This is a genomic window from Hyella patelloides LEGE 07179, assembly GCF_900659865.1.
GTDB lineage: Bacteria > Cyanobacteriota > Cyanobacteriia > Cyanobacteriales > Xenococcaceae > Hyella > Hyella patelloides.
In genome coordinates this window covers 1-12,851 of record NZ_LR213806.1, presented here as the reverse complement: position 1 = coordinate 12,851, position 12,851 = coordinate 1, and the positions used below count along the sequence as shown (strand labels likewise).

Below are 12,851 nucleotides of genomic sequence, written 5' to 3'. Positions count from 1 at the left end.
GTTATTTGAGCTTATTTGAGAGTAGACAATAACCAGAAATTGAGGAACGCAATAGCTAATTTAAACTATGAATTCACCTATCCAAGCAGTTCAAGCACCCTACAGAGGAGATGCTTCTTATCGCACTCCGCCTCCAGATTTACCTTCATTACTACTCAAAGAACGTATTATCTATCTTGGGCTACCTTTAGTCTCTCCTGATGAGTACAAAGATCAAATAGGGGTTGATGTTACCGAATTAATTATTGCTCAATTGCTGTTTTTACAGTTTGACGACCCCGAAAAACCCATTTATATGTATATCAACTCCACTGGTACATCTTGGTATGGAGGGGATTCTATCGGTTTTGAAACCGAAGCTTTTGCCATTTGTGACACAATGAGCTACATTAAGCCTCCAGTACATACTATCTGCATTGGTCAGGCAATGGGTACAGCAGCTATGATTCTATCTGCGGGCGCAAAAGGTTTCCGTGCTAGTCTACCCCATGCAACTATCATTCTGCATCAGGCTCGCCAGGGTGCGAGAGGTCAGGCTACAGATATTCAAATTCGAGCTAAAGAAGTTCTCGAAAATAAAAAAGCAGTACTGGAAATTTTCGCCAAAAATACTGGTCAAACAGAGGAAAAACTCAGCAAAGATACTGACAGGATGCTCTATATGACTCCTGAAGATGCCAAAGAATATGGCTTGATCGATAAAGTTTTAGAAAGCACTAAAGATTTGCCCACTCCTGTCCCTGCCCTTTCCTAGTTTATATTTGAAGGTATTACAACTCATGCCCATTGGTATTCCTAAAGTTCCGTATCAAATGCCCGGTCAATCTTATAGTGACTGGATTAGTATTTATGACCGCCTGTATCGTGAACGCATTATTTTCCTTGGTAGAGGAGTTAATGATGGTATCGCTAACCAAATCATTGCCATCATGCTCTACCTAGATTCTGAAGATTCCAGCAAGCCAATATATCTTTATATCAACTCTCCTGGTGGCTCTGTGACTGCTGGTTTAGCAATTTATGACACCATAAGACATATCAAGTCTCCTGTTGTAACTATCTGTGTTGGTTTAGCAGCTTCTATGGGCGCATTCCTACTCGCTGGTGGAACAAAAGGTAAACGCCTTGCACTACCTCATTCTCGGATCATGATCCACCAACCTTTAGGGGGAATTCAAGGACGCAGACAGGCGACAGATATCGAAATTGAAGCCAAAGAAATCCTACGTATCCGCGACCAACTCAATCAAATGATGGCAGATAACACTGGACAGCCAATTGAAAAACTTCAAAAAGATACTGACCGTGATTATTTTATGTCTGCCGAAGAAGCTAAAGAATATGGCTTAATCGATCAAGTAATTGAAGATAAACCATAGATTAAAGAGGAAAGAGCAATAGGCAATTAAACCTAAGCCTTCTTTCCATAAATCACGCCACTTTCTCAAGTTACATTATCAGGGCAAACAATTGTTTGCTCTGATAAATCATTGTGTAAACTGCTTTACATTTGTTTTGCATAATTTTTGATTTTGGTACTGATAATTGCTTTTGGTTAAAAAGCAACCGCCTCTTCCTCAAGAAACAGACTCTTCCCTATTCTCTTGAACCTTGATTCAGCATTTCACTGTGTAAGCCCTAAAAATAAGAACAAAGTTTTAATTATCCCTTACTTTCCCGTTCTTGACTGATTTGATTGAGTAGATGCACCATCTTGTCCCCTCTTTCTAAAGAACTATCTTCTAAAAAGGTTATTTCTGGGCTACGACGCAAACGAATACGATGTCCTAATTCTTTTCTGACAAAGCCTTCTGAAGCTTTTAAACCCTCCATTGTCTCTTCTTTGGCTTCTTCTGTACCGTAAATACTGACAAAGATTGTGGCGTGCTGCAAGTCTCCAGACAAATCAATATCTGTAATACTAACCATTCCTGCCCCAACACGGTCATCTTTAATTCCGTTGAGTAACATTTGACTGACTTCTCGCTTGATTAGTGAAGATACGCGAGAAACTCGACGACTATTAGCCATGATCTTTCTTTCTTCCTAGTGCTGCCAGTCATAATTGTAACTATTTATCGAGTAAAAATCCTCATTCCATTTTTTCAAAGTTACGGGTCAGACAAAATCTCTTGAAAGAATAATTAAGTTCAATTTCCAAAAAGCGATCGCTAATGTGAAAAAAGTGTATATTAATCGGCTTTTTTAGCTATTTTTTATCGAAAATGTATAGCAAAAACTATCCCTATAAAATAGTAGATACAACAATAAATTTATTAAAATAAATTACCACAATTATCCAATATTTACTTGAAATAAAGGATAATTATCTAAAAAAATATTAAATAAAAATAAGAAGTTATTCATGATTCGTATTATTATTGTAGACGATCAGAATTTTACGCGAAAAGCCATAAATACCATCTTAAGAACTGAATCAAATTTTCTCATAGTTGGAGAAGCAGAAAATGGATTTAAAGCTTTAGAGTTAATTAATCAAGTCGCAGTTGATATAGCAATTGTTGATTTAGATATGCCAGAAATGAATGGCTTTGAACTCACACAAAGAATATGCCAAAAATTTTCCAATATAAAAGTTATTGTTTTGAGTAGTAATGAAGATAGATCTAGTATAGACAAGGCTGTAAAATCTGGAGCAAGAGGATACCTTTTAAAAGATACTTCTACAGAATATGAAATAGTAGATACTATTAATCATGTGCAGCGAGGTTATTTTCAACTTGGACCAGGACTATTTGAGAATCTGATTTCCGATTTAATTAGCTATGAGGAAAAAACATCTAGTAAATTGTCTATTATAGAAAATAATCATAATCAAAATTTTGCTCAATTAAAAGAAGAAATTCTGCTTCAGAGTAAACAGATTCGTCATCAACTTTTCGATGAACTTAATTTAGAAATCAATAGTCTCAAATTTGAATTTGGACAAGGATTACATAATTTTCAAAACCAAGTATCTGAACAAATTAAAAGTGGTTTAAGAGATTTTGCCAATCAGCAAAAACAAGATAAATTCACTCCAGAGATTTGGCACAAACGCTATGCAAAACTTGCTCAAAGTATTAATTTAATAGAAAACCAATACCACTTATCTTTAAATAAATTGAAAAAAGAAATTGTTATTTTGCGATACTGCGTTATTTTCACAACCTTTCTTCTAATTGCTTTTATTCCAATTTTCCTCGATAGCTTATTCAATTTTTAATATTGATTAAATTCGCCTTTTTCTATAAGACTTGCGCTCTTAACCAAGCAATAGGCAAAGAAGCTATTTTAATAGGTTTTTTCACAAAGGCTCGTTTATTAAACACATCGTAATTATTATGTTCAATAGCATCTAGAATACCTTGATATAACATCAAAGATGTCCATACTGGTAAATGGGAATCACGAATTAAATAGCTGATGCCTTTTTCTGCTTGTTGGTAATAGGCTCTGGCTCGCTTAATCTGAAAGCGCATAATTGCCTTCCAGCGATCATCATTAACTCCAGCTAATAAGTCTTTCTCTGTGTAGTCAAAAGCTGCTAAATCATCTAAAGGTAGATAAATTCTTCCTCTCGTAGCATCTTCTCCCACATCCCGCAGAATATTGGTCAACTGCATAGCAATTCCCAGAGCTACGGCTTCTTTCTCAGGATTATAAGGTTGAGTATTTTTTTCCCACGGTACACCACTATTACCTTGATTGATACCTAATACCGCATTAGACATTAAACCTACTGTCCCTGCTACCCGATAACAATAGAGTTTTAATTCTTCAAAGGTTTGATAGCGGTTACGATATAAGTCCATTTGTTGCCCTGCAATCATATCTCGAAAGGGCTGAATGTCCATCGGATAACGCTTGACTGTATCTGCTAAAGCTACATCTGCATCTTCTGAAGGTAAACCTGCGAAAGTTGACTCTAGCTGTCGCTCCCATTCTGCTAAAGTATCTTCTGTGGTGTATTGTGCTTTTGCACCATCTACTAATTCGTCGGTATTACGACACCAGGCGTAAATAGCCCAGATAGCTTTACGCTTTTCTTTTGGCATCAATAAAGTACCAAGATAAAAGGTTTTGGCGTATTCCGCCGTAATAGTACGACAGTAGTTATAAGCCTCGGTAACAGGTATCAAGTTCGATTTCGGTTTTGTTCTAGATATTTGCAGCATTTACCAGCAAGCAAAAATACTGTGGATTTAAGGGCAAACTAAAATATTTGCTTTTTTGAGTTTAGTTAAAGACTGTTTCGTGGTTTTAAGGCGAAATAATCTCTAACCATCGGTTAATATTCTCTCATCCTGGGGGCAAGTTTGCATAAGAGAGTATTTAATTGTTAGATAGCAACTGCTTCTTTTGGCTCTTGTTTGGTAGCAGGAAAGTCTTGAGCAATTGCTTGAGCAGCTAGCTTTCCAGATAGTACTGCACCCTCCATACTTCCCAAATATTCCTGTCTAGTGTAGCTACCTGCAAGATAAAAATTACTAATAGGTGTTTTCTGAGTTGGTTTATCTCCTTCTCTACCTGCGGAAGCTCTTTGTACAGATCGAGGAGTTTTAACTACTTTTGATTTCAAAAGTTGTGCTGTGTTTTCTCCCGTAAAGTGTTGAGGAAAAAGTTTCTTTAACTCTGCCATCGTAGCAGCAACAATTTCTTCATCAGGTTTACCAATCCAGTCTTTTGCTGGTGCTAAAACTAATTCCAGCATTGATTTGTTAGGGTCAGCATATTCTTTACAAGTGTTGCTCATATCAGCATAGACGCTTAATAAAGATGAGCGAGAAAATAGTAGTTGATCGATGTCAGTTAGCTTGCGATCAAACCATAGATGGAGATTAATTACTTCCACACCTTCAAGTTTTTTGATTTTTTGAAAAAATTCCAAGTTCTGCCAAGGTTGAGGAAGCATTGCTTTTAAAGGGTCTACAGACATAGCAGAAACGTAAGCATCCGCTTTAAACTCTTCATCTGGTGCGCCATTCAAACCTCTTAAGATAAAGCTTGTCACTTTACCACTATCATCGGTGATGATTGTTTTCAAAGGTGCATTGAGTCTTATTTCACCACCTCTTTCAGTAATGTAGTCCACCAAAGGTTGACATAATCTTTCCGTGGGTGAACCATCTAAAAATGCTACTTTTGAACCGTACCTCTCTCTTAAAAATTTGTTAAGAGCTTTTAAAGGAACGGTTGCTGAAACATCATCAGGATCGATAAAAGTCAAAGCCTTGGAAGCTGCAATAAAGATATCGCTGTTGACACGATCGTCAATACCTTGCTTGCGTAACCACTCTAGAAGAGAATACTTATCCATATCTTCAACATATTTCTGTCCTCGGATAATAGCAGGAAATAAACCTATGGCAAATTTAATTTTTTGCTCCCACGTCAACATATCATTGTTACGCAAAATAGAAGTTATGACGTTGAAGGGCGCGGGAATATCAGGAACATCGAAGCGAGAATAAGTTCCTGGCTTTTCTGGTTGGTTGAAGATTAAAGTGTGTTCTTTCCACTGTAATCTGTCTTCAATGCCCAATTCTTTAAATAACTGGAGCATATTGGGATAAGCTCCAAAGAAGACGTGTAAGCCTGTTTCATACCAGTCACCGTCTTCATCTTTCCAAGCAGCTACTAAGCCACCTAAAACATCACGACGTTCGAGGACTATTGGGGTATGTCCAGCATCTACTAAGTATTTAGCACAAGCTAATCCAGCTAAACCTGCTCCAGCGATCGCAACTCGCATTTAATATCTTGTCTCTAATAATGTTTACTTAATTTAGTTATTATACTTTGCATTTTGTTACAAATGGCGATTTAATTTTTAATTTTGGGATTTTGTTGGTTGTTAGTGGTTCGTTGTTGATGTATTGGAAAACTGATAATGTTAATAAACATTGTTTGCAGAGAGACGCGACGGGGCTTATCCCCATCTCTTGACAAGTAAACTCTGGAAATGAATTCAAGAGACAGCCCCTCACATATCACGTCTCTACAGGGTTTGATGTTTTTTTAGATAAGTTTAGAATAAGCGATGCAATTATTGGCGTTTAGATAGTTAATAATCAGTTATTAACCATGACCAATTAACCTAGTTCATCATTTCATCATTCATAATTTATCCTTCATCCCTCATCCTTGATGTTTACCCAAACAAACTACTCAAAGCTTTACCCATATTATTGGGTTCTAGGGCTGCGGTGGCTGCTGTGGGCTCATAACCACAATGCACCATGCAATCAGCACATTTGGGATTTCCGCTAGCTTTGCCATAATTATCCCAATCGGTTTTTTCAATTAGTTCTTTATAACTTTTGTAATAGCCTTCATTCAACAGATAACAAGGTTTCTGCCAGCCCAATACGCTATAACTAGGACTTCCCCAAGGAGTACAGTCAAAATCTTGTTCTCCCATAAGAAATTCTAAGAATAGGGGATTATGGTTAAAATTCCATTTTTTCTGACCTGATTTCCAAGGAGAAAGAATTTCTCTAAATAAAGCTTTAGTTTGCTCTCTTTGTAAAAAGCTTTCTTGATCGGGAGCCCAGGCGTAACTGTAACCAGGAGAAACCATCATTCCATCAAGGTTGAGGCTTTCAAGGAAATCGAAAAATTCTGGCATTTCTTGAGGGTCTGCTCCAGCGAAGACAGTTGTATTGGTAGTAACACGAAAACCCTTACTTTTAGCAGCTTTAATGGCAGAGATCGCTTTATCAAAGACCCCTTCTCTATCCACACATCGATCGTGCTGTTCTTTTAAGCCATCCAAATGAACACTAAAAGTTAGGTAAGGAGAAGGTTGAAATTTATCTAAGCTTTTCTCTAGCAACAAGCCGTTGGTGCAGAGGTAAACAAATTTTTTGCGTTCTACTAATCCTCGAACAATTTCATTGATTTGAGGGTGTAGTAAAGGCTCTCCCCCAGGAATAGAAACTACTGGTGCGCCACATTCTTCTACTGCTGCGAAGCACTCTTCGGGAGAGAGATTTTGTTTTAAGATTTCTGGGGGATGCTGTATTTTTCCGCAACCCGAACAGGCTAGGTTACAACGAAATAGAGGCTCTAGCATCAATACCAAAGGGAATTTTTTCCGCCCTAGCAAACGTTGGGTAACCAAATACTTACCTACGGTTAAAGCTTGTTGTAATTGAACTGCCATTATGTTCTCTTGCTCTAGTTATTTTTAACGATTGAGAGTACTTTACAGGTATTTTAGTGAGATTTGGGTCACTGGGTTATTAATAAGTCTGAAGAGCATCAGATACAGAAAGCTTATTGTAAACAACTCTTATATTTGTATTACTTTTGCTTGACAATTTTTCGAGTTTTTGCATCACAAATCACAATAAAAAAAATTTTTTGAGACATTATGGAAATAAAGAAAGCAAGAACTCTTTGATGCAGATTATCTATTGGAAACTTTAAAATGTCTAAAATAGAATAGGCTTCATGATTGCTGTTTCACTTTCTGAGCGCGGATGACTTGTTTTAGTTCTGACGAAGTATAGGAAAAAGTTAGATATGTTTATTTCGATCATCAATTATGCAAATATTAAAAAAATCTTAAAACAGCTAAGATATAAACTGGTGTTTGGAGGAAAATAGTGTTTAATAGACTCGCACAACAACACCGTCAATTTGTCAGTGACTTGGTAATGAATCTCCAAGCATTAGCGATCGCATTAGAAAATAAGGGTTATTTGGCATCTTGTTACACCTGTGGCAATCAGCTAAATAGTGCTTCTTTCATGGTTAGTTTAGGAGGCGATCATCTGATTCGTTTTTTAGTTTCCGACTACGGAATCACCTGGACAGAAATGAGAGACGACCGCGAATTGATGAAGCTAGAAGGTGCAGAAGCGATTAATCAGCTACAAGAGTTGGCAGATTTAATCAAATATCAACTACAACCCAGTCAATCTGTAGACAGTAATCAAAAAGAAAAGATTCAATCTGTCTTGTCAGAGATTTAACAAAGTTGCTGATTTAAAGTATTGAATAAACGCCTAGTGTTTGTCTCTGTTAGCTAATTTCAACTTAGTAGATGAGAAGATAAAATATCTGCTTATCGTGCTTTAATTCAGCAAAAGCAATTTTGCTCGATCTAGTTTTTTGAGTTTAGTGAAAAATAAACTCAAGACTATGTAGTAGTTTAAGTTTGCTGATTTTTAACGCAGAATATCTATCCATCAGAAAAGCTATTAACCTTTCCGATGGAGAATCTCATAGCCAATAGCTACCAAATTAACGGCTAAACTCAATATTGCGCTCTCGAAGTTGTTGCATGAAGAATTCTTCCAAAGAAGGACGAGCTAAATGCATTCCAATCAAGTGAGCATCAATTTCTTTTAAGTGAGCAAGAAACCGATCTGGCTGTCCTGTAAGCTCTCCATACCAACGATCGTGTTCCCAAGCCAGGTTTTTAATCCAAGGATTCAAACTTTGAGAATCGCCCCCCCTAACTACTACTTGATAGACATCTCCATTACCAAGCAGTTCGCGAAGAGAACCTTGACAAATTAAATCTCCCAAAGCAAGTACGGCAATGCGATCGCATATTTGTTCGACATCAGCTAAAATATGGGAGTTAAAAAAGATTGTTTTACCCTGTCTTTTCAAAGAAAGGACAATTTCTCGCATTCGATAACGTCCCATAGGATCGAGTCCTGACATGGGTTCATCAAGAAAGACAATATCGGGATCGTTAATCAAGGCTTGTGCCATTCCTACCCTTTGGCGCATTCCTTTGGAGTATTGCTTAATTTTCTTTTTTTGTGCAGCAGATTTAGCCAAGCCTACCAGATCTAAGAGTTCGATAATTTTTTTACGTTGTTTGGCAGTCGGAATCTGAAATAAACCAGCCGTAAATTCCAAAAATTCCCAAGCAGTCAGATAGTCGTAGAGATAGGCATTTTCTGGAAGGTAGCCAATTCTTTGTTTGACAGAGCGATCGCCTATAGGTTTACCTAATAATACTCCTTTTCCCGAAGTAGGGCGAATAATACCCAATAAAGTTTTTAACAGAGTAGTTTTTCCTGCACCATTAGGACCTAGTAAACCAAATGTTTCTCCTTGGTACACTGTCAGAGAACAGTCTTTGAGTGATTCAACTTTTTGATTCATCCAAAAACCAGTACGGTAGACTTTTCGCAAATTCCAAGTCTGTACCACTGGGGTTGAATCAAAATTGGTGGATTCAGAAGAGTTATGAGCAACAGAATACATTACTAGCTAAGAATTATTTAAGTGATTACAATCTTTATAGTTCCCTAAGTGCGCTCGTTTATTAACAGACTGTTTGGTTACTTCGATCTTCATGAGATAAAAAAAGGTTTGGCATCGCCAAACCTCTAATATGAGAAATGAAAAATTGTGTTAACTGCAATCAGATTAGATCGAGCTAAGCATCATAAGTTCTATTGGACAATAATTTTACCTACCATACCCGCGCCACGATGGGGTTCACAGTAGTAGCTGTATTCACCAGATTCTTTAAAAGTAGTTTCGTAAGATTCACCAGGAGAGAATACAAGGTTTTTGTGAGATTTCACTGCATCGCTTTCAAATACTGCATTGTGAGGAGCCATTTTGTTATTAACCCACTTCACAGTATCTCCTTCTTTAACAGTTATTGTTTCGGGTACAAACTTGAGCATTCCATTGTCAGAACCCATTTTAATTTCATAAGTTTCTGCCATAGCAGGATTGCTGGTTACAAAAAAGCTAGCAACCACTAGCAAAAGAGTAGATAATAATAAACTTAGTTTCTTTGTCATTTGAATAGCGTTTGAATATTGTAATCTTTTTTTACTTAAAGTTATTGAAGACACGGTTACAACCAACCTCGTGTTGTTTATCTCCCAGAGTTTAAGGGAGTCTGTGACTTCTACATTGCTCAGTTATTCATTCTACTACAAAAGTTTGACAAGCTGTCAAAGTTTAAATACGACAGTTTGTCTTTTGACAGTTCTAAGAAAAGCATCTGACGATTGACAGGTAACGATTTAATGAATTGACTTTGAGAGGAGAAATCATGTTTAAAAGATTATTGGCACTAGCATTTGCCATCGTCACTGTAGTCAGCTTCAGTTTTGCTAGCCCTGCTTTTGCTGGTGATGCTGCTAATGGCGGTAAGATATTTGGTGCTAACTGTGCTGCTTGCCACATGGGAGGAAATAATGTAGTTAACGCTGTTAAAACTTTGAAACAGGATGCTTTAAAGCAGTACGATATGTATTCTTTAGATGCGATTAAGTATCAAGTTACCAACGGAAAGAATGCCATGCCCGCTTTTGGTAGTAAATTAAGTGAGGCACAAATTGAAGACGTGGCTACCTATGTACTTTCCCAGGCTGATAGTGGCTGGTAGATAGTTATTCTAACGATCGGTGATGGGACAAGAAATGAGTTTTAAGTTCTAGCGCGATCGCGCAACAAAACAGTCACCAGTTCTCGGTGTTCATCGTAATATCATCTGGATTTAAGTTGGCTACAAGGATGATTAAAGCAAAGGTGCGGAAATTGATATGTAGCAATCATTTTTCCAGTTAGTACTATTAACTCTCGATCTAACAACTATGAAGATTGAGAGTTATTTTTTTGCCCATAGTTAAACCAAAAAAGCCTAAACTTGATAAAGGTTACCGAAGAGGTTGTTGGTTATGGATCGAGGTAAAATTATAGCGATTATTACGGGAATTATTTCCATTGCGATCGCGATCGCTTATTTGGTGATAGTTCAGTTATTGGATTTTCGTGGTGAAATGATTCCTGCGCCAGTAAGCTTTTTGATGAGTGGAAAATTTTAGAGGGTAAAAAGTATTGGTTTAGCTTCAAAATCACCACCTTTTTACATTAATCACCTATGCTATCCTGGTGCAATCAAAGATTATTGGCTCTTATTAGAAGAAAATAATCTTTAATGGAATATCAGCGATCGGTGCAAAGATTTCATGAAAGTAATCCCAACGAAAATCAGAGATGTTCTGATAATTGAACCTCAAGTTTACGGCGACGATCGCGGTTTTTTTTTAGAGAGTTTTAATGCCCAAAAGTTTGGAAGCGAAACTGGTGTTACACTTGAGTTTGTTCAAGATAATCACTCTCGTTCTAGCCAAAATGTTTTACGGGGTCTACACTATCAGATACAGCAGCCTCAAGGAAAATTAGTTCGAGTGGTAGCTGGAGAAGTTCTGGATGTAGCGGTAGATATTAGAAAAAGTTCTCCTACTTTTGGACAATGGGTAAGTTGTCTTTTAAGTGCAGAAAATAAGAGACAGTTTTGGGTTCCTCCAGGTTTGGCTCATGGATTTGTAGTACTTTCAGAGACGGCAGATTTTCTTTATAAGACCACTGATTACTATGCACCTCAGTATGAAAGGTCTATCTTGTGGAATGATCCCGATTTGGGAATTGATTGGCAAATTGAAGCAGAGCCTATATTATCAGCTAAAGACCAATCTGCACCACCTTTAAAAAAAGCCGAGTTATTTTCTTGAGTTTAGGAACATGAAAAAAATTTTGCTAATCGGCAGTACAGGACAAGTCGGACAAGAATTACTCACAACTCTTCAGCCTTTGGGCGAATTAGTAACCCTAACTCGTCAACAACTCGATCTAACTCAGTCTGATGAGATTAAACCAGCTATTACCTCAATCGCGCCAGATATCGTAGTTAATGCATCTGCTTATACCGCCGTAGATAAAGCAGAAACCGATTCAGAAATGGCAATGGCAATTAACGCCGTAGCACCTAAAATTATGGCTCAGGCTACCCAAGAGATTGCTGCTAATTTGGTACATATATCCACAGATTATGTCTTTGATGGCAAACATCATACTCCTTATTTAGAAGAAGATGCGGTTAATCCTTTAGGCATTTACGGACAATCCAAATTACTGGGAGAACAAGGTATTAGTCAAAATAGCGATCGCTATATTATTTTACGCACCGCTTGGGTTTATGGCTCAAAAGGACATGGTAACTTTGTTAAAACCATGCTACGACTCGGCGCATCTAGAGAAGAATTAAAAGTAGTAGCAGATCAAATAGGCTCGCCTACTTGGTCTTATGATATTGCTGATGCGATCGCTAATTTAGTTAATCCCCATAATCAAATTGCTTCAGGAATCTATCACTTTACTAATAGTGGGGTGGCTAGCTGGTATGATTTTGCTTTAGCAATTTTTGAAGAAGCAGCCCAGTTAGGTTTTCCTTTAAAAATCAAAACAGTTTTACCAATTACCACGGCTGAATATCCTACACCCGCAGCACGCCCTCATTATTCAGTATTATCCAAAGGTAAATATACTAAAGCTGTAGGTGTTTATCCTCCCTATTGGCAAGACTCTCTGCAAAAGATGCTCGTAGAATTACATTCGATGATCTGAATCTAATAACATTATTTATTTAGGGAAAACTGATGGTAAACAGCCAAAATCTCAGATTGCTTTATATGGTATCCAGCAATCCTGATACTCTACCAGATATATTTAAAAAATTATCATGTAGTTATCTTTTTGAAATCGTAAGGAATCCGCATATAAGTTTATTTTTAATTGCCAATCCTCATTTTTTACCACAATTGACCATCAAATTTCGTAGACTATTGGTAGAATCGGTACATACACCGATAGACCTTTTGAAGCTTTTGTCTGAAGATGACAGTATGTATGTGCGTATTGGTGTAGCCTGTAATCAAAATACGCCCACAAACATTTACAGCGGTTTGCAGGTTTATAAGGGACAGTAGCAGCAGTGGGCAAACCAGTTACGCAGATGTTGGGGATTCATTAAATCCATCGCTATTTTAATCAGGGTATCAACCCTTTTGGAAGTTCTG

General features: G+C 37.3%; 14 protein-coding genes. 8 read left to right on the top strand and 6 right to left on the bottom strand.

Annotation, left to right across the window (positions count from 1 at the left end; genetic code table 11):
- The first annotated feature begins 67 nt into the window (after positions 1-67).
- Together H1P_RS08775 and H1P_RS08770 are read left to right on the top strand one after the other, a co-directional pair.
- Positions 68-754, top strand: a complete 687-nt coding sequence (locus H1P_RS08775) for an ATP-dependent Clp protease proteolytic subunit (RefSeq protein WP_144866311.1) — start codon at positions 68-70, stop codon at positions 752-754.
- Positions 755-779: 25 nt separating this feature from the next.
- Positions 780-1,379: an ATP-dependent Clp protease proteolytic subunit gene (locus H1P_RS08770; protein WP_144866309.1), complete on the top strand. Its 600-nt coding sequence runs from the start codon at positions 780-782 to the stop codon at positions 1,377-1,379.
- A gap of 283 nt (positions 1,380-1,662) precedes the next feature.
- Here the strand turns inward: H1P_RS08770 and rbfA are convergent, their stop codons facing one another.
- Complete coding sequence (gene rbfA / locus H1P_RS08765) at positions 1,663-2,031, bottom strand: 30S ribosome-binding factor RbfA (protein WP_144866307.1); 369 nt, start codon at positions 2,029-2,031, stop codon at positions 1,663-1,665.
- Positions 2,032-2,365: 334 nt separating this feature from the next.
- Here rbfA and H1P_RS08760 point away from each other — a divergent pair, with 334 nt between their 5' ends.
- Positions 2,366-3,226, top strand: coding sequence for a response regulator (locus H1P_RS08760; RefSeq protein WP_144866305.1), 861 nt, complete (start codon positions 2,366-2,368; stop codon positions 3,224-3,226).
- Between the two features lie 22 nt (positions 3,227-3,248).
- Here H1P_RS08760 and crtB read toward each other — a convergent pair whose 3' ends face one another.
- The 3 genes from crtB to hpnH form a co-directional block, all read right to left on the bottom strand.
- The gene (gene crtB / locus H1P_RS08755) at positions 3,249-4,178 is read right to left on the bottom strand and encodes a 15-cis-phytoene synthase CrtB (protein WP_144866303.1); all 930 of its coding nucleotides are present in this window, start codon (positions 4,176-4,178) and stop codon (positions 3,249-3,251) included.
- Between the two features lie 164 nt (positions 4,179-4,342).
- Entirely contained in the window at positions 4,343-5,755 is a 1,413-nt protein-coding gene (gene pds / locus H1P_RS08750; protein WP_144866301.1) for a 15-cis-phytoene desaturase, read from the bottom strand.
- A 399-nt stretch (positions 5,756-6,154) separates the two neighbouring features.
- Positions 6,155-7,168 carry an adenosyl-hopene transferase HpnH gene (gene hpnH / locus H1P_RS08745; protein WP_144866299.1) on the bottom strand — a complete coding sequence of 338 codons (1,014 nt, stop codon included), beginning with the start codon at positions 7,166-7,168 and terminating at the stop codon, positions 6,155-6,157.
- A 445-nt stretch (positions 7,169-7,613) separates the two neighbouring features.
- Between hpnH and H1P_RS08740 the strand changes: the two genes are divergently transcribed.
- Positions 7,614-7,982 (top strand): DUF1815 family protein, encoded by a 369-nt coding sequence (locus tag H1P_RS08740; protein ID WP_144866297.1) that lies wholly within the window; start codon positions 7,614-7,616, stop codon positions 7,980-7,982.
- A 271-nt stretch (positions 7,983-8,253) separates the two neighbouring features.
- Here H1P_RS08740 and H1P_RS08735 read toward each other — a convergent pair whose 3' ends face one another.
- Positions 8,254-9,234: an ABC transporter ATP-binding protein gene (locus H1P_RS08735; RefSeq protein ID WP_144866295.1), complete on the bottom strand. Its 981-nt coding sequence runs from the start codon at positions 9,232-9,234 to the stop codon at positions 8,254-8,256.
- Between the two features lie 191 nt (positions 9,235-9,425).
- Complete coding sequence (petE, locus tag H1P_RS08730; RefSeq protein WP_144866293.1) at positions 9,426-9,785, bottom strand: plastocyanin; 360 nt, start codon at positions 9,783-9,785, stop codon at positions 9,426-9,428.
- A gap of 257 nt (positions 9,786-10,042) precedes the next feature.
- On the opposite strand from petE, the gene petJ reads away from it, so the two are divergent.
- The 4 genes from petJ to rfbD all read left to right on the top strand — a co-directional run bounded on the left by petJ (position 10,043) and on the right by rfbD (position 12,399).
- Entirely contained in the window at positions 10,043-10,378 is a 336-nt protein-coding gene (petJ, locus tag H1P_RS08725) for a cytochrome c6 PetJ (protein ID WP_144866290.1), read from the top strand.
- Positions 10,379-10,670: 292 nt separating this feature from the next.
- Positions 10,671-10,817, top strand: a complete 147-nt coding sequence (locus H1P_RS35920; RefSeq protein ID WP_186375895.1) for a hypothetical protein — start codon at positions 10,671-10,673, stop codon at positions 10,815-10,817.
- A gap of 144 nt (positions 10,818-10,961) precedes the next feature.
- A complete protein-coding gene (gene rfbC / locus H1P_RS08720) occupies positions 10,962-11,507 on the top strand; it encodes a dTDP-4-dehydrorhamnose 3,5-epimerase (RefSeq protein WP_144866288.1) in 546 nt (181 codons plus the stop codon).
- A 10-nt stretch (positions 11,508-11,517) separates the two neighbouring features.
- Positions 11,518-12,399, top strand: a complete 882-nt coding sequence (gene rfbD / locus H1P_RS08715) for a dTDP-4-dehydrorhamnose reductase (protein ID WP_144866286.1) — start codon at positions 11,518-11,520, stop codon at positions 12,397-12,399.
- The last annotated feature ends 452 nt before the right edge of the window (positions 12,400-12,851 follow it).

Coding starts and splice junctions, on each gene's coding strand:
- H1P_RS08775 (WP_144866311.1), top strand. CDS start 68: ATGAATTCACCTATCCAAGCAGTTCAAGCACCCTACAGAGGAGATGCT.
- H1P_RS08770 (WP_144866309.1), top strand. CDS start 780: ATGCCCATTGGTATTCCTAAAGTTCCGTATCAAATGCCCGGTCAATCT.
- rbfA (WP_144866307.1), bottom strand. CDS start 2,031: ATGGCTAATAGTCGTCGAGTTTCTCGCGTATCTTCACTAATCAAGCGA.
- H1P_RS08760 (WP_144866305.1), top strand. CDS start 2,366: ATGATTCGTATTATTATTGTAGACGATCAGAATTTTACGCGAAAAGCC.
- crtB (WP_144866303.1), bottom strand. CDS start 4,178: ATGCTGCAAATATCTAGAACAAAACCGAAATCGAACTTGATACCTGTT.
- pds (WP_144866301.1), bottom strand. CDS start 5,755: ATGCGAGTTGCGATCGCTGGAGCAGGTTTAGCTGGATTAGCTTGTGCT.
- hpnH (WP_144866299.1), bottom strand. CDS start 7,168: ATGGCAGTTCAATTACAACAAGCTTTAACCGTAGGTAAGTATTTGGTT.
- H1P_RS08735 (WP_144866295.1), bottom strand. CDS start 9,234: ATGTATTCTGTTGCTCATAACTCTTCTGAATCCACCAATTTTGATTCA.
- petE (WP_144866293.1), bottom strand. CDS start 9,785: ATGACAAAGAAACTAAGTTTATTATTATCTACTCTTTTGCTAGTGGTT.
- petJ (WP_144866290.1), top strand. CDS start 10,043: ATGTTTAAAAGATTATTGGCACTAGCATTTGCCATCGTCACTGTAGTC.
- H1P_RS35920 (WP_186375895.1), top strand. CDS start 10,671: ATGGATCGAGGTAAAATTATAGCGATTATTACGGGAATTATTTCCATT.
- rfbC (WP_144866288.1), top strand. CDS start 10,962: ATGAAAGTAATCCCAACGAAAATCAGAGATGTTCTGATAATTGAACCT.
- rfbD (WP_144866286.1), top strand. CDS start 11,518: ATGAAAAAAATTTTGCTAATCGGCAGTACAGGACAAGTCGGACAAGAA.